Here is a 21,275-nt window from a genome sequence, read left to right as displayed (position 1 = left end):
ATGGTTGCCGCCCGCGTGTCGCCCCCGATGTGACTGTTCGCACATTTCCTCCCCGGCCGTCAGGCCAGGAGGAGGGTGAGGCCGCCGAGGGTGTAGCAGAGCATGAGGACGAACAGCGGGATCTGGCCCGCCACCGCCTTGGCCGGGGGAAGCAGCCGGACCGAGCGGTCGTGGGCCGCGACCACGCCCGCCACGTGACCGGCGATGATGGCCAGCACCTGCACGGTGGCGATCACCGGGGGCGACACCAGGTCCGGGTTCACCTCCGCGTCCAGCCCCAGTGACAGGATGACCGCGCGCTGGCCCTCGATGACCAGGAGCGAGAAGTAGTGCGCGATCAGGTAGCCGATGGCGATCGGGACCAGGGAGTGGGCGAAGCGCGGGGCCAGGTCGCGGGCGCCGCCGATCCGGCCGGCCAGCCACAGGCAGGCTCCGTACAGGAGGGCGACGGCGGCGATGGCGGCGAGCAGGCCGGCGGTGCCGAGGCCGGCGCGGCCGAGCGGGCCTGACTGGAGGGCGTCCACCCAGGCAGGGGTGGTGGAGAAGCCGTCGTAGCCGGTGCTGCCGAGGAGCACGCACACGGTGGCGACCAGGCCGGGGGCGGGCCGGATGGCGTCGAGGCCGTCGAAGGGGCCGCGCAGCACGAGGGTGCCGTCGGCGCGGCGGCCGATGGGGGCGAGCTGGCCGGCCAGGGTGGAGTACACCTCGAACGGGTCGCCGCGTTCCAGCCATCCGTGCCCGTACACGAGGGTTCCGGTCGTCTGCGCGGCCGCGTACAGGGTGAGGAAGGCGAGGAGGGTGGGCGGGGCGGCGGGTTCGGGGGCGACGAGCTCCATCCAGGTGAAGGCGAGCAGGCCGAGGGCGGCGGGCCAGTAGCCGAGGCGCGGCGGGAGCGGGCGGCGGGGGCGGTCGGGCAGCAGGCGGAACGGGTTGAGCAGCCGCCACACCGGGCCGAACAGCAGCGACGCGGGGATCAGGCCGACCCAGAAGAGCACATAGACGAGGTACGCGCCGGCGTTCCCTGCTTCGGGGCCGAGCAGCAGCCAGCCGACGGTGTAGGCGGCGGCGACCAGGGTGAGGACGCGGAGCGGGCGGGCGGGGAGGCGGAGGTTCAGGGTCACGCCGGCGCGGTCGCCGCGGAAGCGGGAGTCGGCCCAGAGCAGGCCGAGCGCCAGGAAGGACACGACGAGGGCGGCGAGCGCCCCGGCGTAGGCGTAGAAGAGCGGGATCGGCAGGTCGGCGCGGTCGCCGATGCCGTGCGCGAGCAGCGCCTCCCCTCGCCGGGCGACGTCCGGATACCCCGCCGCCCAGGGCGCCGCCCCGTGCGGGAGCGCCGTCATCGGACCGCCACCTGGACGAGGACCAGATGGCTGTTGTGGGTCTCCACCTCGAACACCCCGGTCATGTCCGCCACGAACCGCACCGTGGCCGGTTCGCCGGGTCGCAGGGCCGCTTCGACGTCGTAGCCGTGCACGTGCAGCTCGTCGGGGACGTCGCTGGTGACGGTGATGCTGACGGTCTGGCCGCGGGCCGCCTCCAGCCAGCCGGACGGGGGCCGGACGCGGCCCGCCTCGACGGTGATCTCGGCGTGCGCCTCCCCCGGCACGGGCGCGGCGGTGGCGACCTCGTGACTGTTCCCTGGCCTGTGATGGGTGTCCGAGAGCGGCCCGCATCCCGCCGTCGCGACCACGGCGATCAGGACCGCGCAGACGCCGCGACCCCTCACGCGACGGCCTCCCTGTCGCCGGGGGTCTTCTCCTCCGTACGGGTGCGGCGCGGGGCGAGGTGGACCACGGCCCAGAGGACCCAGACGCCCGTCAGCAAGCCGCGGATCCAGCCCGGTCCGAGCGGGATGAGGGGGATGAGGCCGACCATCCGGTCGTAGGCGTCCGCCACGGTCAGCAGGCCGAGCACGATCGTGAACCAGGCGAACGCCCCCGGCCGCAGCGCCGCGCCCAGGCAGATCGACCACCCGGCCACGAGCAGCAGCGCCACCCCCGTCAGGTACGGGTCGTCCATGGCGGCCGCGACCACGTCCAGCGCCAGCCCGGTCAGCCCCACGACCGACCCGGCCGAGATGAGGCGCAGCCGCCGCTCCCCCGCCTCGCCCACGCCCGGCGGCACCCCGTTCCCCCCTGGGGTGCCGCGGCGCCGTCTGGCCGCGCGGTGCGCCCGTACCCAGAACAGGACCGCGACCAGCCCGAGGACGAGCGAGCCGCCCAGGGCGAGCTGGGTCTCCACCCGGCCGGGTCCGGAGGCGCCGAACCAGTCGCAGCCGGCCGGCAGGCGGGCCTGGGCGGCGTTGAAGTCGGAGCAGAGGAACAGTTTGGCGATCTTGACGGGTTCGGCGAGCAGCCGGTCGGAGCCGCCCGACAGCTCGGGCGCCCGCGCGCCGCAGCGGGGCAGCGCGGCGGGCGTGGTCAGCGCGACGCCTGGCTGCCAGCAGTTGCCGGTGCCCTGACCGTCCCACCACACGTCCCTGCCGTTGGGCCGCCGCTCGCCGGTGGGCGCGACGCCGAGCACGTTGGCCTCGAACCGGTTGTGGTTGGAGGTGTCGGCCTGTTTGGCCAGGTCACCCTCGCCGCGGATGAACGCGGGGACGCCGAAGAGCTGGAAGGCGGCGCCGCGGTTGTTCCACAGGTGGTTGTTCCTGAACACGTTGTGGTTGCCGCCCGCGACGATGACGCCGGTGCCGGGCGGGACGCCCACCTGGGGGCAGACGACGCCCTGCTCGTAGCCGCGTTCGGCGGGCGGGCGGGAGCAGGTGCCGTCGCGGGTGAAGCGGTAGTAGTCGCGGTTGTTGTCGTAGATCTTGTTGTTCTCGAACAGCGCGTGGTTCTGCGGCAGGCCGGGGTGGTCGGGCCAGAGGCTGTCCATCGTGGCGCCGACCATGTTGTCGTAGAACTCGTTGTCGTGCGCCCATACGGAGTCGCCCGCGGTGCCGGAGTAGCCGAGGGCGTTGTCGTGGCTCTTGCAGCGGCGGATCTCGATGGCGTAGCGGGGGACGTCGTGGCCGCGGCCGTCGTTGATGTTCGAGGCGCTGCCGGGGTAGAGGCCGCCGTCGCCGTTGCCGTACGACTCGCAGTCGGTGTAGAGGCCGTGGTCGCTGGCGAAGGTGAGGAAGCCGTACTCGTCGTTCCAGCGGGTGAGGACGCGGTCGATGGCGAATCCGTCGGTTTCGAGCACGTACAGGGAGTTGAAGGTGGTGCGCTGGGCGGTGAGGTTGCGGAAGTAGATCCCGTTCGTGCGGTCGGCCCTGATGGCGTTCAGCTTGCGGTACTCGGCGTCGACAATCACGTCGAGGGGGCCGGCGCCGGTGCCCTCGATCTGCAGGTTCTCCTTGCCGAGGATGGCGACGAGGTTCTGGTTGTGCGGGCACAGGACCTGCTGCTCGTAGGAGAGGATCTGGTAGCCCCAGTCCGACCAGCGGGCGGGGAGCCGGGCGCACTCGCCGGTGGGCGGGGCCTGGCTCGGCTCCTCGCGGTAGAGGCCGGGCAGGATCGCGATCGTCATGCCCGGCTCGTCGACCCGGTCGACCGCCTCCTGGAGGTGCCTGACCCCGTTCTCCTGGCAGTCTGCGAACAGGCGGAGGTTGCGTTCCCTCAGGTCCGCGGGGAAGCCCGCGACGCGCCGCTCGAAGTCGGCCCGGTCGGTCTTGCAGACCAGCAGGTCGGGATCCTCGGTGCGCAGCACGGGGACGCTGCCGGACCCGTCGGGGAACGTGACCGGCCGTTCCTCGTGCGCCAGCGCCGCGCCGGCGGGCGCCAGCAGGGCCAGGGCGAGCGCGGCGAGCACCGTGATCCTGCGTAAGGGACGCATGATCGCGAGAGTAGAGCAAGGCTCACCTTGTGCCTACCCCTAGCGGCGTGAGACGAGCCCTTCCAGGGCGTGGTCGACGACGCGCTCGGCCAGGTCTTCGGGCAGGTCGCCCTCGGGGCCCCACTTGCTGAACCAGATCATGGCGCCCGACAGCAGCGCCATGCCCAGCTCCACGTCCAGGTCGGGGCGGAGCTCACCGTTGGCGACGCCGCGGCCGAGCACCCGCCTCATGGCCACCCGCCTCGGCTCCAGCGCCAGCTTGAAGAACCGCTCGCTGACCCGCTTGGACCGGTCGGTCTCGCCCATCGCGACGTTCATCACACAGCGGGCCCGCCGCTGACCGGCCTCGCGGCGGACGACGTCGAGCAGGGCGATGAGGTCGTCGCGCACCGACTCGCCCGCCAGCGGCGGGAGCGGCTCGCGGAGCGTCGCCAGCGCGTCGACGACCAGATCCTCCTTGTTGGCCCAGCGCCGGTAGATCGTGGTCTTGCCCACGCCCGCGCGGGACGCGATCGCCTCGATCGACAGCTCGGCGACGCCCATGCCCTCGGCGATCAGGTCGAGGGTGGCCTCGATGATCGCCTTCTCGGCCTTCTCGCTGCGCGGGCGGCCCGCCCGGGCCTGGTGCTGGGTGGTCATGTCGATCTCAGACTACCGCTGGTTCCTGCTGCTCCGGCTGGGAGACCGGGCGTGGCTTGCCGGGCATCCACCGGGCCACCACCGCGGCGCCGGCCAGGGCGATCCCCGCCGAGGCCAGGGAGGTGACGTGCATGCTGTGCACGAACGCCTCGTTGGCCAGGCCCAGCAGCGACTCGCCGCGCTCGCCGAGTGAGTGCGCCAGCGCGGCCGTCGCCATGACGGACTCGCCGCCCGCGTGCTGGACGTCCGCGGGCAGGCCCGCCAGGGCGGGCGCGATCTCGCCGCGGTAGGAGGAGGAGAGCACGGAGCCCAGCACGGCCACGCCGAGCGCGCCGGCGACCTGGCGGACGGTGTTGCTCATGGCCGAGCCGACCCCGGCCTTCTCCCGGGGCAGCGCCTCCATGATGGCGGTCGTGGCGGGCGGCATGATGTTGGCCATCGCGACGCCCTGCACGAAGAACACGGCGAGCAGCACGGGGACCGGCGTGTGCAGGTCGAAGAAGGTGTAGCCGAGCAGGATCGCGGTCAGCACCAGGAGGCTGACGGTGGCCGACAGCTTGGCCCCGAACTTCTCGTTCACCCGCTGGCTGAGCGGCGCGAAGATGAGCTGCGCGACCGCGAACGGCAGCATGAGCGCCCCCGCCTGCACGGGGCTGAACCCCAGCGCCACCTGCAGGTAGAAGGTGAGGAAGAACATCCCGCCCATCATCGCGAAGAAGACGATGCCGATCGTGGCGATGGCCGAGGTGAACCGGACGTCGCCGAAGTAGCGCACGTCGAAGGCCGGGTTGTCGATGCGCCGCTCCCACCAGACGAACGCGGCCAGCACCGCGACGCCGGCCAGCACCGGCACGAACACCTCGGGCGAGGTGACGGTGGCCAGCTCGCCGCCCCGGATGATGCCGTAGACGACGGCGACCAGGCCGATGATCGACAGCAGCACGCCCACCGGGTCGAGCCGCGACGGCCTGGGGTCGCGCGACTCGGGCACGACCGGGCCGATCAGCGCCATGCTGATGAGCACGATCGGCACGTTGATCAGGAAGACCGAGCCCCACCAGAAGCGCTCAAGGAGCAGCCCTCCGGTGATCGGGCCGATGGCGACGGCCAGCCCGACGCCGGCCGCCCACACGCCGATCGCCTTCCCGCGCTCCCGTGCCGGGAAGACGTTGGAGATGATGGCCAGCGTGGCCGGCATGATCGCCGCGCCGCCGATGCCCATCGCCGCCCGCGCCAGGATCAGCTGGGTGGGGTCCTGGGCGTAGGCGCTGGCCAGCGACGACAGGCCGAACAGCACCATGCCGACGAACAGCATGCGCTTGCGGCCGGTGCGGTCGCCGATCACGCCGAAGGTGAAGAGCAGGCCGGCGAAGACGAGCGTGTAGGAGTTGATCGCCCACTCCAGCTCGCTCTGGGTCGCGCCCAGCCCGGCCACCGGGTCGGCGATGGTCTTCATCGCCACGTTCAAAATCGTGTTGTCGAGCACGACCGCCAGCAGGCTGAACACCAGCACGCCGAGGATCGCCCACCGGCGCGGATGTCCCGCGTTCTCGTCCATGAGCACACCCAAATTCCGATACGGTCAAGTTTCGCAACGTGACCGTATCGCAGGGCGTTCCGATACGCAACCGTATCGTTTCGTATCAGGTCAGGCGGGGAGCTCCTCCGGCACCTTCGCGGGATCGGCGGCGACCGGGGCGATCTCCCTGCCGCGCCGCCAGAACGGCAGCGCCACCAGCACCATCACCCCGCCTGCCGCACCGGCGACCACGAACGCCCAGGACGCGCCGTACAGGTCGATGACCTTGCCCGCGATCGGCGCGGAGGCCGCGCCGCCGATCAGCAGCGCGGTGCCGTTGAGGCCCATGGCCTCTCCTCTGGCGCCCGCCGGCACCCAGCGGCTGAGCGTCTCGACAGTGGACGACAGCGAGGGCGCGCAGAGCAGGCCCGACGGCAGCAGCGCCAGCACCAGCCACCACCAGCCGCCGGAGACCAGCGCCACCGGCATCGTGAGCAGCCCTATCAGGCCGATGAGCACGAGCGGCGAGAACCCGCGCGACAGCATCCCGTAGAGGAACCCGCCCAGCAGCGAATAGAAGCACCAGATGCCGACGGCCAGGCCGATCCACTGGGTGTGGCCTGAGTCCTTCATGGTGCCGACCACGGCCAGCTCGGTCGCGGTGAGCACGAACGTCGCGGCGGCGGCGGTGCCCAGCAGCGCGACCATGCGCGGGGTGAGCCACGCCCGCCTGGGGATCCTGACCTCCGGCTCCGCCAGCTCGGCCGCCGACCTGGTCGGCGGGTTGAGCAGCAGGAGCCCGATCCCGGCGCCGGCGGTGCCGACCGCGATGGCGGTCATCGTCGGCCCGCTGCCGAGCACGGTGATGCCCGCCACCGCCAGCGCGGGCCCGGTCATGTAGGACACCTCGACGAACATCGAGTCGAACGAGAACGCCGTGCGGCGCTGCTCCAGCGGCACCATGGCGGCCAGGCACTGGCGGACCACCGAGAACACCGGCAGCGCGAGCAGCCCGGCCACCAGCGCGGCGCCCGTCAGCACCGGGAACGGCAGCTTCCAGGCCGACGACCAGAACAGCGCCTGCGCGGCCGTGGTGACGATCAGCACCGGGCGCAGCCCGTAACGGTCGACCAACCTCCCGGCCAGCGGGGAGCCCACGGCCATGCCGAGCGTGATCGCCGCCGTGACGGTCCCGGCCATGACGTAGTCCAGCTTGAGCGTCTCCACCACATGCAGCGTCAGCGCCATGCTCATGGCCGTGGTGGGGACCCGGGCGGCCAGTCCCACCAGCAGCAGCACGCCCACACCCGGCAGCCGGAAAAGACGCCGGTAAGGTTCGATTGCCATCTAGATTGCTTACCTCCAGGCCCATTGTTCCAGCCCCCACCGACACTTCCGCCACGGGTTTTCCTGCCGGGGCCGCGCCTGGCATCATCGGAGGGAGTCCGGGGACGCCACCAGGGCGCCTCGAGACGCTTTCGGAGGTTGACCTGATGTCCTCAACCACCCTGTACGGCGGCGTTTCCGGCCGCCGGGTCACCGTGCGCGACCTCGCCGCGGCCAAGGAGCGCGGGGAGCGGTGGCCGATGATCACCGCCTACGACGCGATGACGGCCCGGGTGTTCGACGCGGCGGGCATTCCCGTCCTGCTCGTAGGTGACTCGGCCGCCATGGTGGTGTACGGCTACGACTCCACCCTGCCGGTCACCGTCGACGACCTGCTGTCGCTGACCGCGGCCGTGGTGCGCGGCTCCTCTCGCGCGCTCGTGGTCGCCGACCTGCCGTTCGGCTCCTACCAGACGTCACCGGGGCAGGCGCTGGAGTCGGCGGCCCGGTTCATGAAGGAGGCCGGCGCGCACGCGGTCAAGCTGGAGGGCGGCCGGCGGGTGGTGCCCCAGGTGGAGGCGCTCGTCTCGGCGGGCGTGCCGGTCATGGCCCACCTCGGCCTGACCCCCCAGTCGGTCAACGCGCTCGGCGGCTACCGCGTCCAGGGGCGTGGGGAGGCGGGCGACGAGCTGATGGCCGACGCCAAGGACCTGGAGCGGGCCGGCGCGTTCTCGGTCGTGCTCGAATGCGTGCCCGCCGACCTGGCCGAACGGGTGACGGCCTCGCTGTCGATCCCCACGATCGGCATCGGCGCGGGCGCCGCCACCGACGCCCAGGTGCTCGTCTGGCAGGACATGATGGGGCTGACCCCCAGCCCGGCCCGATTCGTCAAGCGCTACGCCGACCTGGGCGCCGAGCTCGACAGGGCCGCGCGGGCGTTCGCCGACGAGGTCGTCGGCGGCTCCTTCCCCGGCCCCGAGCACACGTACAGCTGAGCCCGGGTGGGGGTCAGTAGTAGCCCTTCTCGCCGTCGACCAGTTCCCTGATGGTGTCCAGGTGGCCGGCGTGCCTGGCGGTCTCCTCGACCATGTGGATCAGCATCCAGCGCAGGCTCGCCGCGCCCGAGCGGTAGTCGGGGTGTTTGCCCACGTCGTCCAGCGAGTGGGCGGCGACGATCTCGTTCGAGATCCGGCACTGACACTCGTACTCGTCGAGGAGCTTCGCCAGGGGGACGCCGTCGATCCGCATGTCGGCGTCCTCCTCCGACAGCCCCGCGCACTTCCACTGGACGATCGCGCGTTGCATGTCGAGCCAGCCCACAAGCTGGGTGCGTTCATCGGCGACGAAAGGGGGACGTTCCCGGGACATGCTCATGAGGGGCGACGCTATCCCGGCGATCCCGGCATCGCATCCTGTTTCGTCCTGAAATCACCGCGCGACCGTTCCACCCGACGCCCGGCCCCGTGGACGGTCACTCGGCGGCGAGTGTGGCGGGGTCGGTGTTGGAGCCGCAGACCACCACCGCCACCCGCTCGCCGGGCGCGGGGGTGTAGGCGCCCGACAACAGCGCGGCGTACGCGGTCGCGCCGCCGTGCTCGGTGACCAGGCGGTGCCTCTCCCAGAGGGCGCGGCGGGCGGCCACGATGGCGTCCTCGGCGACCAGCACGCTGCGCGCGCCGGACGAGGCGAGGATCTCGTACGCGATGTCGCCCAGCGCGGTGGCGCCCAGCGAGTCGGCCGCCACCCCGCCCACCTCCACGGGCACCGGCCGGCCCGCCTTGAGCGCCTCGTGGAAGGTGGGGATCCGCTCCGGCTCCACCGCCACGATCCTGGGCCGCCCCTGCCGGAAGCCCTGACCCGAAGCGAACGTGGGCGAGGCCTCCGAGCCGGACAGCGGCGGCTCCTGGGAGGAAGGCGGGACAGCGGAGCCGAGGGCGATGCCCGCGGCGAAGCCGCCGCCGCCGACGGCGACCAGGATGGTGTCGACGCCGCCCGTCTGCTCCATCAGCTCCAGCCCGGTGGTGCCCTGCCCGGCGACCACCTCGGCCTGGTCGTAGGCGTGCACCTTCAGCGCGCCCGTCTCGGCGGCGCGCTTGGCGGCCGCCTCGGCCGCCTCGGAGTAGATCGCCCCGACCTGGTTGATCCGGGCGCCGAGCGCCCGCAGCCCGGCCATCTTGACCGGGCTGGTCACCTCCGGCACGAAGATCTCGGCCCGCGCCCCCAGCGCCCGCGCCGCGTACGCGACCGCCAGCCCGTGGTTGCCGCCACTGGCCGCGATCACCCCGCCCGGCGGCAGCTCGCCCGCCGCCAGCATCCGGTTGAACGCCCCGCGCACCTTGAACGACCCGGAGTGCTGCAGCAGCTCCAGCTTGAGCACGAGCCCCGGCGCGACCTCCAGGACCGGCGTGCGCAGCACGTGCGCCCCGATCCGCCCGGCCGCCGCCACCACGTCCTCGTACGTCACCGTCACAGCTCCCCCTCGATCATCCGTTTGAGCTGTGCTATCCGCTCCTCGTCGCGCCGGTAGAACACCCACTGCCTGATCCGCTTGCCGCGGATGAGGCCGGCGCGCTCCAGGATCTTGAGGTGGCCGGTGGCGCTGGGCTGGGTCATGCCGAGCTTGCCGGCGATGGACCGGCCGCACACCCCGTCGGCCACCAGATCGCCGTCGACCTGGGGCGGGAAGTGCGCGACCGGGTCCTTGAGCCAGTGGAGGATCAGCAGGCGCGGCTCGCTGGCCACGGCGCGGAGCTCGGACAGCACTTAGGCATTTTCCTCAATGCCTAAGGACTAAGTCAACGCCTGCTCGAAGTCCGCCCAGAGATCCTCGGGGTGCTCGATGCCGACGGCGACCCGTACCGTGCCCTCACCGATGCCGTGCCTGGCCAGCTCGGCGGCGGTGAGCGAGCGGTGCGAGGTGGTGGCCGGGTGCAGGATGAGCGTCTCGACGCCGCCCAGCGACGGCGCGACCAGCGCCAGCCGTACCGACCGCATGAACCTCTCCCCCGCCGCGCGCCCGCCCGTCAGGTCGAACGAGAAGAGGCCGCCGAAGTCGGGCAGCAGCTTGGCCGCCACCTCGTGCGACGGGTGCGAGGGCAGGCCCGGCCAGTGCACGGCCGCCACCGACGGGTGCTCGGCCAGGCGGGTCGCGAGCAGGCGGGTGTTGGCGCAGTGGCGCTCCATGCGCAGCCCCAGCGTCTGCATCCCGCGCAGGCTCAGCCAGGCGGCGAACGGGTCCGGCGACGGCCCCAGCTCGATCGCGAAGTGCCAGACGTCGCGGTAGAGCGCGTCGTCGGCGAACACCGCCATGCCGCCGACCACGTCCGTGTGCCCGGACAGGTACTTGGTGGTGGAGTGGACGACGACGTCGGCGCCGTGCTCGATCGGGCGGCACAGCAGAGGGGTGGCGAAGGTGTTGTCGACCACGCTGACCAGGCCCAGCTCGCGGGCCGCCGCGCACATCGCGGGCAGGTCGGCGACCTGGCACATCGGGTTGGCGATGGTCTCCAGGTAGACCAGCTTCGTCCGCGGCCCGACGGCGGCGCGGAGCGCGGCGGGGTCGTGCTCGGGCACGTAGCTGACCTCGACGCCGAACCGCGACACCAGCTCGTTGATCATGCCCGCGGTGCCGCCGTACAGGGCCCGCTGGGCGATCAGGTGGTCGCCCGGCTTGAGCAGGCCGAGCAGCACGGTGTTGATGGCGGCCATGCCGGAGCCGGTGGCGATGGCGGCGACGCCGCCCTCCAGACCGGAGACGGCCTCCTCCAGGGCGCGGACGGTGGGGTTGCTGTAGCGGCCGTAGACGTACGGGCCGTCGGGCCTGCCCATGCCGTCGGCCATGACCGCCGGGTCGTCGAAGGTGAACCCGGAGGTCTGGTAGATGGGCACGGTGATCGGGCGGCTGCCCTCGACCACGGGGTGGGGCACGTGGACCGCGCGGGTTTCAGGACGGTATTCGGTCATGTACGTAAGGATGTCCGGAAAAGTCGCACGAGATCAGAGCCAATCCCACAAGATTGGTCTATGAATGGGGCCAATGTCGACCATCTCGTCGATCTGCTGGGCCGCTGGGCGTCCGGGCGCGGGCCGCTCTACCTGCTGCTCGCGGCCCGGCTGAGGGCACTCGTCGACGACGGCGTGCTGCCCCCCGGAGAGCTGCTGCCGCCGGACCGGGTGCTGGCCAGACGGCTGGCGGTCGGCCGCGGCACCGTGGTGGCCGCGTACGAGCTGCTCCAGCGGGAAGGGCGGGTGATGCGGCGGCAGGGCAGCGGCACCCGCGTCGCCGAACTCGACCTGCCGGCCACCCGCACCGGCGACGGGGTGACGGCGAACCCGCTGCTGCTGCACATCCTGCACCCGCCCGACGGGGTGACGCTGCTGACCTGCGCCGCCCCGGACGAGCCGCCGCCGGAGCTCGCGGAGGCGTACGAGGAAGCGGCCGGGCGGCTCGCGGGCATGCGCGACCTGGGTTACCAGCCCGCCGGCCAGCCGGATCTGAGGGAGGCGGTGGCCGCCTACTACCGGCGGCGCGGCGTGCCCACGAGCGCGGCGGAGATCATCGTGACCAACGGCGCCCAGCAGGCGCTCACCCTGCTGACCGGCCTGCTGGTGTCCCCCGGCGACCGGGTCCTGACCGAGTCCCCGACGTACCCCGGCGCCCTGGAGGTCTTCCGCCACGCCGCGGCCGCGATCCGCCCGGTCACCCTCGACCCCCGGGAAACCCTCTCCCCCGGAGAACCACCCGCCCGCCGTTCCGCTCCGGTCGACCTCGTCCGGGCCGTGCGGGAGCGGCCCGCGCTGCTCTACACGGTGCCGACAGCGAGCAATCCCACGGGGTCGGTCATGGACGGGCCGGCACGCCGCCGGCTGGCCGCGCTGGCCGCCGAGCACGACCTGCCGGTGATCGACGACGAGGTCTCCGCGGAGCTCTGCTTCGACGGCGACACGCCGGCCCCGCTCACCGCCTACACCACCGGCGAGCAGGTGGTCACGATCGCGTCGCTGAGCAAGGTCGTCTGGGGCGGCCTGCGGGTCGGCTGGATCAGGGCGCCGGCGCCGCTGGCCGCCCGGCTCGCCCGGCTCCGCGCCGTGCACGACCTCGGCGGCGACGTGGTCGGCCAGCTCGCCGCCGCCGCGCTGCTGCACCGCCTCGACGACATCAGGCGCGACCGCGTACGGGTCCTGCGCGCCCGCCACGACCACCTGTGCGCCGAGCTGCGCGCGCACCTGCCGTCCTGGTCGTTCGAACCGGCACGGGGCGGCCAGACGATCTGGGTCCGGCTGCCGCGCGGCGACGCCGACTCCTTCGCCCAGGTCGCGCTCAGGCACGGGGTGGCGGTGCCGCCCGGCCGCTCCTTCGACCCGCTCGGCGGCCTCGCGGACCGGATGCGGCTGCACTTCCTGTTCCCCGAGGCGGAGCTGTCGGCGGCGGTGCGGGTGCTCGCCGCGGCCTGGCACGCCTACGACCCCACCGAGCGCCTGCCGTCACGGCCGACCCTCGTCGTCTGACACCGGCCGAGAGCGGATCCGCCAGGAGCTGACACCGCGGCGGGCGGGCGCGCGCGTACGGCAAGGTGTGCAGCATGACCTTCGTGCTCGTACACAGCCCCAGCGTGGGCCCGTCCACGTGGGCGCCGGTGGCCCAGGCGCTGGAGCGCCGGGGCCACCAGGCGGTGGTGCCCGATCTGACCGGAGTCACCGGGGGCGGCCCGCCGCACTGGCCGCGGATCGTGGAGGCGGTGCGCGCCGCGACGCCCGCCGGGGGCCCGATCGTGCTGGCGGCCCACAGCAACGCCGGGCTGTTCGTGCCGGTGATCAAGGAAGGGCTGGGCGACCGGGTGGTGGCGTGCGTGTTCGCCGACGCCCACCTGCCGCCCGAGCGCGGGCTGGTCAGGCCGGGGCAGGACGACTTCCTGCCGTTCCTGCGCGAGCTGGCCGGGGATGACGGCGTGCTGCCGCGCTGGACCGACTGGTGGAGCGAGGAGGACGTGGCGCCCATGTTCCCTGCGGACCCGGCCGTGCGCGACCGGGTGGTCGCCGAGCAGCCGCGGCTGCCGCTCGGCTTCTACACCGACCCGGTGCCGGTGCCCGCCGGGTGGGACGCCGTGCGCTGCTCCTTCTTGTGGTTCGGGCCGCCGTACGACACGGTGGCGGAGCAGGCGCGGCGGCGCGGCTGGCCCGTGCTCCGCGTCCCCGGCCACCACCTCCACCCGGTCGTCGACCCGGAGGCGGTGACCGGCGCGCTGCTCAAGCTCTCCCGCAGGTCGTGAATTCCTCACTGCCGCCGCGCGCCCCGGCCGGGAAGAGTCGCAGGCATGACAGCGATCCTGGTGAACGAGCTCGTCAAGCGCTACGGCGCCTTCGAGGCGGTGAAGGGCGTCTCGTTCGAGGTGCCCGCCGGGCAGATCTTCGCCCTGCTCGGCAGGAACGGCGCGGGCAAGACCACGACCGTGGAGGTGCTGGCCGGGTTCCAGCGGCCTGACGGCGGCTCGGTGCGGGTGCTCGGCCTCGACCCGGTGGCCGACCGGGCGGCGGTACGGCAGCGTACCGGCGTCATGGTGCAGGAGGCGGGGTTCTTCCCCGACCTGACCGTGGCGCAGACCGTCGACACCTGGCGCGACTTCACCTCCGCGCCCCGCCCCCGCGAGGAGGCGCTGGAGCTGGCCGGGCTGAAGGAGAAGGCGGCGACCAGGGTGCGCCAGCTGTCCGGCGGGGAGAAGCGGCGCCTCGACCTGGCGCTGGCCCTGCTGGGCCGGCCCGACGTGCTGTTCCTCGACGAGCCGACCGCCGGCATGGACCCGCGGGCGCGCGTGGACACCTGGGAGGTGGTGCGCGAGCTGGCCCGGCAGGGCACCACGGTCCTGCTGACCACCCACTACCTGGAGGAGGCGCAGCGGCTGGCCGCCGCCATGGCGATCATGGACGAGGGCGCGGTCGTGGCCGCGGGCGGCATGGCCGAGACGCTGGCCGGGCTGCGCGGCCGGGTGGCGTTCCGGCTGCCCGCCGGCGTGCGGCCCGATGACCTGCCGCTGCCGGTCTCGCTCGACGGCGAGCTGGCCGTGTGCCGCGCCGACGACCCCGACCTGGCCGCCCAGACGCTGCTGACCTGGGCCGCCGGGCGCGGGCTGCGGCTGGCGGGCCTGGAGGTCCGCACCGCCACCCTCGAAGACCTCTTCCTCGACCTGCCCAGGAGCGCACGATGAGTCTCGCCGCGACCTACCGGCTCGGCACCCGCCTGTTCTGGAAGGACCGGGGCATGCTCTTCGGCTCGGTCGTCACGCCCGTGGGCCTGGCCATCGGGCTGCCGGTCCTGATGCGGAACGTCACCAGCGCGGGCGTGGCCGACGTCGCCCATCTCTTCCACGGCATGATCGCGATCGTCCTGGCGACCACCACGTTCATGACCATGGTCGTCGCCCTGACCATGCGCCGCGACCAGCTCGTGCTCAAGCGGCTGCGTACGACCGAGCTGACCGACGGGCAGATCCTGGGCGGGCAGATCGCCAGCGTCGTGACCCAGACCGTGGTCATCGTCGCGCTGTCGGCGGTGGCTGTGCGGGTCCTGGCGGGCGTGCCGCTGCCGGGCGACCCGCTGCTGTTCGCCGCGGCCGTCGTGGCGGGTTCGGCGGTGATGGCGCTGCTGGCCGCCGCGTACACGGCCGCGATCCCGCGGGCCGAGCTGTCGGCCGCGTTCGCCATGCCGGTGTTCCTGCTGGCCGGGGTGGGCGCGGGGGCGATGGGGCCGATCCCGCTGCCGTCCCTCGTCCAGACGGCGCTCGACCTGCTGCCGACCGCCGCCGTGGTCGCCGCGGTGCGCCACGGCGAGGTGCTGGCGCCCGCGCTGAACCTGGCCGCGTGGACCGTGATCGGGGTCGTGAGCCTGAGGCTCTGGTTCCGGTGGGAGCCGAGGCGCTCATAATCTGACGTCGTGACCTCCACCTCCGCCCGGCGCATGGCGAGCGGCCTGCTGACCGGCGTCGCCATCGCCTACACGCTGCTCGGGCTGCTCTACTACCAGTTCGGCGCGCTGCTGGGGCTCATGGCGACGGCGATGATGCTGACGGTCGTGGCCCTGCACTACGTGAACATGCGGGCGGGGCTGCGCGGCGGGCGGCCTGCCCTGTTCCCGCTCACGCTGGTGCTGCAGACGCTGGTCACCTACGTGCCCGACTTCCTGCTGCCGTCCGGCTACTCGTCGGTGGCGGCGCCGATGCTGGCGGGAAGCGTGCTGGTGCTCCTGCCGCTGCGCTGGGGCGGGCCGCTCGTCGCGGTGATGACGCTGTACGGGGCGAACGCGACCTGGGGCGGCCTGCCCTTCGCCATCGTGTCCTTCTTCTTCACCCTCGCCGTGCCCATCACCGGGGCCATGATCTACACGCTGGTGCGGCTGGCCAGGCTCGCCGCCGACCTGGAGGAGGCCAGGGCGGAGCTGGCCGAGGCGGCGGTTCTGAAGGAGCGGCTGCGCATCTCCCGCGACCTGCACGACGGGCTGGGCCGCAGCCTCACCGCCATCGCGCTCAAGGGCGACCTGGCGTCCCGGCTGCTCGACCGTGACCCCGCGTCGGCGCGGGGCGAGGTGACGGAGCTGGTCCAGGTGGCCAGGGAGGCGGCGCAGGACGTGCGGCAGGTGGCGCGCGGCTACCGCGAGCTGTCGCTGGCGGGCGAGACGGACCGGGCGGTGGCGCTGCTGGAGTCCTCAGGCGTGCGCTGCCAGGCCCACCTGGCGGACGTGACGCCGCCGAAGCGGTCGGACGAGGCGCTGGCCTGGGCCGTGCGGGAGGCGGTCACCAACATCCTGCGCCACAGCCACGCCACCACCTGCACGATCACCACGTCGGCCCGTGACGGGAGGGTGCGCCTGGAGGTGGCAGACGACGGCGTCCCGGACGCTCCGGTCGTCCTCGGGGGCGGGCTGACCGGGCTGGCCGAGCGGGCCGCCCAGGCGGGCGGCACCCTCACCGCGGCGCGCGGCGAGACGGGCGGCTTCCTGCTGGCGATGGAGGTCCCGGCATGACGGCCATCAGGGTGATGCTGGCCGAGGACATGCACATGATCCGGGCCGCGCTCACCGCGCTGCTGCGCCTGGAGTCCGACATCGACGTGGTCGCCGAGGTGACGCGCGGCGACGAGATCGTGCCCGCCGCCCTGGAACACCGCCCCGACGTGGCGATCGTGGACATCGACCTGCCGGTCGTCGACGGCATCACCGCCGCCGCCGAGCTGCGCGCGCGGCTCCCCGAGTGCCGGATCCTCGTGCTGACCGCGCTCGGGCAGCCAGGCCAGGTGCGCCGCGCGCTGGCGGCCGGGATCGGGGCGTTCCTGGTCAAGGACGCGCCCGGCCACCGGCTCGCCGACGCCATCCGGCGCACCGCGGCGGGGCTACGGGTGCTCGATCCCGAGCTGGTGTCGGCGGCGATGGAGTACGGCGAGAGCCCGCTGACGCCGCGCGAGTCGACCGTGCTCAGGGAGGCCGCCCGGGGCGCCTCGGCGGAGGAGATCGCCTCCCGCCTGCACCTGTCGCCCGGCACGGTGCGCAACTACCTGACGGGCGCGATCACCAAGACGGGCGCCCGCAACAAGATCGACGCCATTCGCATCGCGGAAGACGCCGGCTGGCTCTGATCGCGGTCCTCTACCACTTGCTGGATCTCACGATGAGGTGCTGCGAACCGTTGACGTTGTTGCCGCTGCCGGCATGGGTGTTGTTGGACTTGTAGGAACGGATCACGTTGGTGAAGTTTCCGCTGTTGACGGACTTTCCCCTGTTCCAGTAGTTCCCCCTGTTTCGGGAATTGCCCCTGTCCACCGGATGGGCCGCCTCCGCCACGCTGGACGTCGCGGGATTCTGCCGGATCGCCGACTCGGCGGGAGAGGCGGGCGTCCCCGCCGCGAGCAACGCCAGCCCGATACCGGCGATGGCAAGACCAGTCATATGCATTCACACTCCAATGTTTCCCGCTCTTACCGCCGCCGGGTCACCGCACGAGAGACTGGGATCCGTTGGCCGTGTTCCCGCTGTTGGTCGCGTTGTTGCTCGCTGTGGAGCCGTTCACGTTCGAGAAGTTGCCGCTGTTGATGGGGTCCCCCTCGCTGTAATAATTCCCACTGTTGGTGGAGTTACCGCTGTTTTCTGCGCCGTTGACGCATTTCGTGGGAGAATTAGAGGAAGGCGAGTTGTAGTTGACCAGCCGGTTGCCGCAGAAGGCGCCGGGGACCATGTGCAACACCGTGCCCAGGTCGGCGCCCAGCAGGCGCGACAGCTCAGAAGGCGCCTGGGGTTCCGGGTCGGCCGCCGACATACCGGCTCCGGCCGTCATCATGCCGGAAGCGGTCATTGTCACGACCATGGCGAGCCGAATCAGATTTCTCTGCAGAGATCCCACTACAGCCTCCGAATACCAGTTGCAGGTCGTTTCACGATCGCCGAGCATATAGTCCGCCGCAAAGCGCGCACAACGTTGCCGGCGCCGTGTCGCATTTCTGTGAACGCCGGCCGAATGAAATAGGCCGAGGATTCAGGAAATTGGCCGCGTCTCATGCGGAACCGGCTTCGAAAGGACCCGTCCAGCCGGGTCAGAGGCCGCGCAGGCGGAGGTAGGCGGCGAGTTCGGCCGTGCCGTCGAGCATCGCCCGGCCGCGCCGCCGGAGGCGGGAGCGCCAGGTGCTCAGCGCTTCCTCCAGCGGGCCGATCCCGCCGGCTTCCCGGACGTTCGCGATCGCCCCGGCGATCTGACGCAGCGGGTAGCCGCCGCGCCGGAGCTGGCGGGCCATGTGCGCGTCGCGTACCGCGGCGGGCGGGTAGCGGCGGTAGCCGGTCACCGGGTCGCGTTCGGCGTGGAGGATCCCGGCCTTCTCCCACTTGCGGAGCGTGGCCGGGTGGATGCCGAGCCGGCGGGCGAGGGCGCCGACGGACGGCGCCCCGCGTACCGGCTCGTCGCCCGCCGGAGCGAGCTCGGTGAGGGCGGCGGTCACCTCGTCCAGCGTGGCCCGGTCGCGCAGGATCTCGGCATGGCCCTGGTCGAGGAGGCGGAAGACGGCCTCCTCGTCGCCCGCGTTGGCGGCCCGCAGGATCGCGGCCGCGCCCTGGTGCCCGAACCCCGGCCGGAGCGCCAGAAAGGCCCGCAGAGCCTGGGCGTGGACCGGCGTGTAGCGGCGGTACCCCTGGTCACCGCGCGGGGCCGGGGGCAGGATCCCGTCATCCTCGTAGTTGCGCACGGCCTGCGCGGACAGCCCGTGCTCCCGGGCAAGGTCACTGGGCCGAAGCCGGTCAGCGCGCGTCACCTGCACCTTCAGGAGGCTCCTGTCCCGAGGCCGGTCGGCGCGCGTCACCTGTGCCTCCGCTTCGTGAGCTCCTGGACGGCCGCTTGGTCCGGCGCTGCCGGATCTGTCCACGTCCGCGACGACGTGCGCGTCCCCTCAGGGCGGATACCGGTTGCCTCGGCTCACGGTCGCGAGCCGAGGCGCGGTCGTACGGAGGAGGCCGTCAGATGTCGGTGACGCGGATGCCTGCGTGGGCCTTGTAGCGGCGGTTGACCGAGATGATGTTCGCGGTCAGCGCCTCCACCTGGAAGGCGTTGCGCAGCCGCCCGCCGTAGACGCCGCGCACGCCGGGGATCAGGTCGGCCAGCGCCTGCACGGTGTCGGTCGCCTCCCGGTCGTCGCCCAGCACCAGCACGTCGAGGTCCACCTTCTCCACCGCCGGGTCCATGAGCACGACGGCCGAGACGTGGTGGAACGCCGCCACCACCCGGCTCTTGGGAAGCACCGCCGCCGCCTGCTGGGCCGCGCTGCCCTCCTCGACGGGCAGCGCGTAGGCGCCCTGCTTGTCGAAGCCCAGCGGGTTCACGCAGTCGACCACGATCTTCCCGGCGAGCTGCGTGGCCAGCGACTCCAGCAGCGCCTTGTGCCCGTCGTACGGCACCGCCACGATCACGAGGTCGCACTCGGCGGCCACGACGGCGTTCTCCGCCCCGGTGGCCCCGGCCCCGATGGACTCGGCCGCCTCCCGCGCCCGCTCGGCGCGCCGCGACCCGATCACCACCTTGAGCCCGGCCAGCGCGAACCGCCGCGCCAGCCCCTTCCCCTGGTCACCGGTGCCGCCCAGAATGCCGATGCTCAGCCCGCTCACGTCAGTCATACGACGCATCATGCCAGCACGCCATCAGCGCCCACACACGCCCCCGGCGCGGCGGACGCCACCAGCTGTCAAGGACTGACACGTCGGGGGTGCACGAAGGTCACCGCGAAACCTCTCACCCCGGACGCACCTGTCAGGCACGATGGAGCCATGGATTCAGGGGCGGTCGCACACCTGCGGGAAGTCCTCGCGGAGACGGGCTGGGTTGAGCGCACCCGCGAGCTGGGCCGGGCGCTGCGCACCACCCGCTCCCCCGGCGGGCTGCTGCTGGTGGGCACGCCCGGCGACGAGCCCTGGCACCTGACCGCACACCTCACCGACGAGGCCCGCCTGTCCGGCCTGCCGCAGCTCGCGCCCACCCTGGTCCGCTGGTCACCGCCCGCCGGCGCCCCCGCCCACCTCCGGGTGGGGCTGGAGCGGATCGAGCGTACGACGCGCGGCGAGACGCTGTTCGTGGTGGCCGGGCAGCAGGCGCCGGCCCCGCTCCTGGAGCGGGTCGACGACGCCCGCCGCGTCGGCGCCACCATCCTGGCCCTGGAGAGCGGCGACGCGGAGCTGGCCGGGCTGGCGCACGACGCGATCGCCGTCCCCGAGCACGCGCCGGTCAGCTTCGACGGCGCCCAGCACCTGGTGAGCATCGCCGCGGGCGAGATCCCGCAACGACCCGGGCTACGCGAGCGGCTGGCCCGCCTGCTCGACAAGATGAGCGGCCCCCGCGTCTCCGACTGACAGCGGGCGGCATCTCGCCGCTCGGCGCGGACTCCGTAGTCGTTCCGCGGCAAGGCGCGCACGACGCCGGCCTGCTGCCCGGCGACACCCTCGCCTGCCGCGCCGGCCGCCCCGCTGTCCAGCCGGGCACGCTCCGCGGTGGTCAGCCGGGGACCTCGTCGCGGGGCTGGCCGAGGCGGGCGCTGAGCGAGGATTCCAGCTCGGCGGTGGCGCGCTCGATGGCGGCGATGACCACCGCCTGCACCGGGTCGGGTTCGCCCGAACGGGTCCGGCTCACCCGCGTGACGGCGTCGATCCGGCGGGCGCCCACGTCGCGGATGTCGCTGACCAGCACCTCGCCCTCCCGTACGTCCAGCAGCGCCAGCGTGGGCACGATCGCCACCCCGCGCCCGGCGGCCACCAGCGCCAGGGTCGGCGCGAAATCGGTGATGACGTGCAGCTTGCGCGGCTCGAACCCGTGCAGCCCGGCCAGCCGGTCGAGCGCCTGCCCACAGGCGAGGTGCGGCTCGCTCGCCACCCACGGCACGTCCGCCAGCTCGGAGACGTGCCGGGGCGGCTCCGGCCAGTCAGGCGGCACCACGACGCGATATTCGTCGACGAACAGGGCGCGCGTGGCCAGCGAGGGCTGCGCGAGCACGGGCCGGCTCATGTCCTGCTCGGTGATGAGCACGTCCGCCTCCCCCAGCCGCAGCTCCTGCAGCGCTGGCGGCCCGAAGACCTCGTGGATGGCGGGCTCGATCCTCGGGTGGCGGGCGGCGAGGTCGCGCAGGGCCGGCACCAGGATGTGCTGGATCACCGTGGGGAACGCGGCGATGCGCACCGGCCCGGCCAGCCGCTCGGTGAAGCGGGTCAGCTCCCGCCTGGCCTCGGCCAGCTCCTCCTCGACCCGCTCCGCGTATCCGGCGAGGACCCGCCCGGCGGGGGTGAGCGAGACGCGGCGCTGCGAGCGGTCGACGAGCGCCAGCCCGACCTCCCGCTCCAGCTGCACGAGCTGCTGGGAGACCGCCGAGGGGGTCAGATGCAGCGCCTCCGCGGCCCGCATGACGCCGCCGCGCAGGTGGACCTCGCGCAGCACGCGTAACCGCCGGGGGTCGATGTCCATGAAGC

23 protein-coding genes are annotated in these 21,275 nt (G+C 72.9%); 8 read left to right on the top strand and 15 right to left on the bottom strand.

Features of this window, described 5'->3' with window-relative positions; genetic code table 11:
* Positions 1–59: 59 nt before the first annotated feature.
* The 6 genes from AB0K05_RS05300 to AB0K05_RS05275 form a co-directional block, all read right to left on the bottom strand.
* Positions 60–1,340, bottom strand: coding sequence for a hypothetical protein (locus AB0K05_RS05300; RefSeq protein WP_271278759.1), 1,281 nt, complete (start codon positions 1,338–1,340; stop codon positions 60–62).
* Positions 1,337–1,726 (bottom strand): hypothetical protein, encoded by a 390-nt coding sequence (locus AB0K05_RS05295; protein WP_219544720.1) that lies wholly within the window; start codon positions 1,724–1,726, stop codon positions 1,337–1,339. Before AB0K05_RS05295 ends, AB0K05_RS05300 begins: the two co-directional genes overlap by 4 nt.
* The gene (locus AB0K05_RS05290; RefSeq protein ID WP_271278758.1) at positions 1,723–3,819 is read right to left on the bottom strand and encodes a right-handed parallel beta-helix repeat-containing protein; all 2,097 of its coding nucleotides are present in this window, start codon (positions 3,817–3,819) and stop codon (positions 1,723–1,725) included. The genes AB0K05_RS05295 and AB0K05_RS05290 overlap by 4 nt, the downstream gene beginning before the upstream one ends.
* A gap of 39 nt (positions 3,820–3,858) precedes the next feature.
* Positions 3,859–4,458 carry a TetR/AcrR family transcriptional regulator gene (locus AB0K05_RS05285; RefSeq protein WP_148032871.1) on the bottom strand — a complete coding sequence of 200 codons (600 nt, stop codon included), beginning with the start codon at positions 4,456–4,458 and terminating at the stop codon, positions 3,859–3,861.
* A gap of 7 nt (positions 4,459–4,465) precedes the next feature.
* Entirely contained in the window at positions 4,466–6,016 is a 1,551-nt protein-coding gene (locus tag AB0K05_RS05280; protein WP_271278757.1) for an MFS transporter, read from the bottom strand.
* Positions 6,017–6,106: 90 nt separating this feature from the next.
* Entirely contained in the window at positions 6,107–7,324 is a 1,218-nt protein-coding gene (locus AB0K05_RS05275; RefSeq protein ID WP_271278756.1) for an MFS transporter, read from the bottom strand.
* 146 nt (positions 7,325–7,470) lie between these two features.
* On the opposite strand from AB0K05_RS05275, the gene panB reads away from it, so the two are divergent.
* Positions 7,471–8,298: a 3-methyl-2-oxobutanoate hydroxymethyltransferase gene (gene panB, locus AB0K05_RS05270; protein WP_148032873.1), complete on the top strand. Its 828-nt coding sequence runs from the start codon at positions 7,471–7,473 to the stop codon at positions 8,296–8,298.
* A 13-nt stretch (positions 8,299–8,311) separates the two neighbouring features.
* On the opposite strand, the gene AB0K05_RS05265 is transcribed toward panB, so the two are convergent.
* From AB0K05_RS05265 to AB0K05_RS05250, 4 genes are all read right to left on the bottom strand, one after another.
* Positions 8,312–8,677 carry a DUF664 domain-containing protein gene (locus AB0K05_RS05265; RefSeq protein ID WP_271278755.1) on the bottom strand — a complete coding sequence of 122 codons (366 nt, stop codon included), beginning with the start codon at positions 8,675–8,677 and terminating at the stop codon, positions 8,312–8,314.
* A gap of 97 nt (positions 8,678–8,774) precedes the next feature.
* On the bottom strand, positions 8,775–9,773 hold the full coding sequence (locus AB0K05_RS05260; RefSeq protein ID WP_271278754.1) for a threonine/serine dehydratase: 999 nt from the start codon (positions 9,771–9,773) through the stop codon (positions 8,775–8,777).
* The gene (locus tag AB0K05_RS05255; protein ID WP_271278753.1) at positions 9,770–10,066 is read right to left on the bottom strand and encodes a helix-turn-helix domain-containing protein; all 297 of its coding nucleotides are present in this window, start codon (positions 10,064–10,066) and stop codon (positions 9,770–9,772) included. Before AB0K05_RS05255 ends, AB0K05_RS05260 begins: the two co-directional genes overlap by 4 nt.
* A gap of 27 nt (positions 10,067–10,093) precedes the next feature.
* Complete coding sequence (locus AB0K05_RS05250) at positions 10,094–11,266, bottom strand: aminotransferase class I/II-fold pyridoxal phosphate-dependent enzyme (protein WP_148032876.1); 1,173 nt, start codon at positions 11,264–11,266, stop codon at positions 10,094–10,096.
* Between the two features lie 60 nt (positions 11,267–11,326).
* Between AB0K05_RS05250 and AB0K05_RS05245 the strand changes: the two genes are divergently transcribed.
* From AB0K05_RS05245 to AB0K05_RS05220, 6 genes are all read left to right on the top strand, one after another.
* On the top strand, positions 11,327–12,811 hold the full coding sequence (locus AB0K05_RS05245; RefSeq protein ID WP_364226870.1) for a PLP-dependent aminotransferase family protein: 1,485 nt from the start codon (positions 11,327–11,329) through the stop codon (positions 12,809–12,811).
* A gap of 74 nt (positions 12,812–12,885) precedes the next feature.
* The gene (locus tag AB0K05_RS05240) at positions 12,886–13,572 is read left to right on the top strand and encodes an alpha/beta hydrolase (protein WP_271276327.1); all 687 of its coding nucleotides are present in this window, start codon (positions 12,886–12,888) and stop codon (positions 13,570–13,572) included.
* Positions 13,573–13,617: 45 nt separating this feature from the next.
* Positions 13,618–14,505: an ABC transporter ATP-binding protein gene (locus AB0K05_RS05235; protein ID WP_219544728.1), complete on the top strand. Its 888-nt coding sequence runs from the start codon at positions 13,618–13,620 to the stop codon at positions 14,503–14,505.
* Complete coding sequence (locus tag AB0K05_RS05230; RefSeq protein ID WP_271276329.1) at positions 14,502–15,221, top strand: ABC transporter permease; 720 nt, start codon at positions 14,502–14,504, stop codon at positions 15,219–15,221. The genes AB0K05_RS05235 and AB0K05_RS05230 overlap by 4 nt, the downstream gene beginning before the upstream one ends.
* A gap of 9 nt (positions 15,222–15,230) precedes the next feature.
* The gene (locus AB0K05_RS05225) at positions 15,231–16,316 is read left to right on the top strand and encodes a sensor histidine kinase (protein WP_271276330.1); all 1,086 of its coding nucleotides are present in this window, start codon (positions 15,231–15,233) and stop codon (positions 16,314–16,316) included.
* A complete protein-coding gene (locus AB0K05_RS05220; RefSeq protein WP_271276331.1) occupies positions 16,313–16,924 on the top strand; it encodes a response regulator transcription factor in 612 nt (203 codons plus the stop codon). Before AB0K05_RS05225 ends, AB0K05_RS05220 begins: the two co-directional genes overlap by 4 nt.
* A 10-nt stretch (positions 16,925–16,934) precedes the next feature.
* Here AB0K05_RS05220 and AB0K05_RS05215 read toward each other — a convergent pair whose 3' ends face one another.
* From AB0K05_RS05215 to npdG, 4 genes are all read right to left on the bottom strand, one after another.
* Positions 16,935–17,234 (bottom strand): hypothetical protein, encoded by a 300-nt coding sequence (locus tag AB0K05_RS05215; protein ID WP_364226863.1) that lies wholly within the window; start codon positions 17,232–17,234, stop codon positions 16,935–16,937.
* Between the two features lie 43 nt (positions 17,235–17,277).
* Positions 17,278–17,637, bottom strand: coding sequence for a hypothetical protein (locus tag AB0K05_RS05210; protein ID WP_364226860.1), 360 nt, complete (start codon positions 17,635–17,637; stop codon positions 17,278–17,280).
* Between the two features lie 238 nt (positions 17,638–17,875).
* Positions 17,876–18,583, bottom strand: coding sequence for a MerR family DNA-binding transcriptional regulator (locus tag AB0K05_RS05205; RefSeq protein WP_364226857.1), 708 nt, complete (start codon positions 18,581–18,583; stop codon positions 17,876–17,878).
* A 202-nt stretch (positions 18,584–18,785) separates the two neighbouring features.
* Complete coding sequence (gene npdG, locus AB0K05_RS05200; RefSeq protein WP_364226854.1) at positions 18,786–19,439, bottom strand: NADPH-dependent F420 reductase; 654 nt, start codon at positions 19,437–19,439, stop codon at positions 18,786–18,788.
* Positions 19,440–19,589: 150 nt separating this feature from the next.
* Between npdG and AB0K05_RS05195 the strand changes: the two genes are divergently transcribed.
* The gene (locus AB0K05_RS05195; RefSeq protein WP_148032886.1) at positions 19,590–20,168 is read left to right on the top strand and encodes a hypothetical protein; all 579 of its coding nucleotides are present in this window, start codon (positions 19,590–19,592) and stop codon (positions 20,166–20,168) included.
* A 142-nt stretch (positions 20,169–20,310) separates the two neighbouring features.
* Here the strand turns inward: AB0K05_RS05195 and AB0K05_RS05190 are convergent, their stop codons facing one another.
* Complete coding sequence (locus AB0K05_RS05190) at positions 20,311–21,270, bottom strand: LysR family transcriptional regulator (RefSeq protein WP_271276335.1); 960 nt, start codon at positions 21,268–21,270, stop codon at positions 20,311–20,313.
* Between the last annotated feature and the right edge of the window lie 5 nt (positions 21,271–21,275).

It is taken from the genome of Nonomuraea sp. NPDC049486 (assembly GCF_040676925.1).
Classification (GTDB): domain Bacteria; phylum Actinomycetota; class Actinomycetes; order Streptosporangiales; family Streptosporangiaceae; genus Nonomuraea; species Nonomuraea ferruginea.
This window is presented reverse-complemented; position numbering and strand designations above follow the sequence as displayed.

Bases quoted from the DNA above. Each gene is read 5' to 3' on its own strand.
- AB0K05_RS05300 (WP_271278759.1), bottom strand. From the start codon at position 1,340: ATGACGGCGCTCCCGCACGGGGCGGCGCCCTGGGCGGCGGGGTATCCG.
- AB0K05_RS05290 (WP_271278758.1), bottom strand. From the start codon at position 3,819: ATGCGTCCCTTACGCAGGATCACGGTGCTCGCCGCGCTCGCCCTGGCC.
- AB0K05_RS05285 (WP_148032871.1), bottom strand. From the start codon at position 4,458: ATGACCACCCAGCACCAGGCCCGGGCGGGCCGCCCGCGCAGCGAGAAG.
- AB0K05_RS05280 (WP_271278757.1), bottom strand. From the start codon at position 6,016: ATGGACGAGAACGCGGGACATCCGCGCCGGTGGGCGATCCTCGGCGTG.
- AB0K05_RS05275 (WP_271278756.1), bottom strand. From the start codon at position 7,324: ATGGCAATCGAACCTTACCGGCGTCTTTTCCGGCTGCCGGGTGTGGGC.
- panB (WP_148032873.1), top strand. From the start codon at position 7,471: ATGTCCTCAACCACCCTGTACGGCGGCGTTTCCGGCCGCCGGGTCACC.
- AB0K05_RS05265 (WP_271278755.1), bottom strand. From the start codon at position 8,677: ATGAGCATGTCCCGGGAACGTCCCCCTTTCGTCGCCGATGAACGCACC.
- AB0K05_RS05250 (WP_148032876.1), bottom strand. From the start codon at position 11,266: ATGACCGAATACCGTCCTGAAACCCGCGCGGTCCACGTGCCCCACCCC.
- AB0K05_RS05245 (WP_364226870.1), top strand. From the start codon at position 11,327: ATGAATGGGGCCAATGTCGACCATCTCGTCGATCTGCTGGGCCGCTGG.
- AB0K05_RS05240 (WP_271276327.1), top strand. From the start codon at position 12,886: ATGACCTTCGTGCTCGTACACAGCCCCAGCGTGGGCCCGTCCACGTGG.
- AB0K05_RS05235 (WP_219544728.1), top strand. From the start codon at position 13,618: ATGACAGCGATCCTGGTGAACGAGCTCGTCAAGCGCTACGGCGCCTTC.
- AB0K05_RS05230 (WP_271276329.1), top strand. From the start codon at position 14,502: ATGAGTCTCGCCGCGACCTACCGGCTCGGCACCCGCCTGTTCTGGAAG.
- AB0K05_RS05220 (WP_271276331.1), top strand. From the start codon at position 16,313: ATGACGGCCATCAGGGTGATGCTGGCCGAGGACATGCACATGATCCGG.
- AB0K05_RS05215 (WP_364226863.1), bottom strand. From the start codon at position 17,234: ATGACTGGTCTTGCCATCGCCGGTATCGGGCTGGCGTTGCTCGCGGCG.
- AB0K05_RS05210 (WP_364226860.1), bottom strand. From the start codon at position 17,637: ATGACCGCTTCCGGCATGATGACGGCCGGAGCCGGTATGTCGGCGGCC.
- npdG (WP_364226854.1), bottom strand. From the start codon at position 19,439: ATGACTGACGTGAGCGGGCTGAGCATCGGCATTCTGGGCGGCACCGGT.
- AB0K05_RS05195 (WP_148032886.1), top strand. From the start codon at position 19,590: ATGGATTCAGGGGCGGTCGCACACCTGCGGGAAGTCCTCGCGGAGACG.
- AB0K05_RS05190 (WP_271276335.1), bottom strand. From the start codon at position 21,270: ATGGACATCGACCCCCGGCGGTTACGCGTGCTGCGCGAGGTCCACCTG.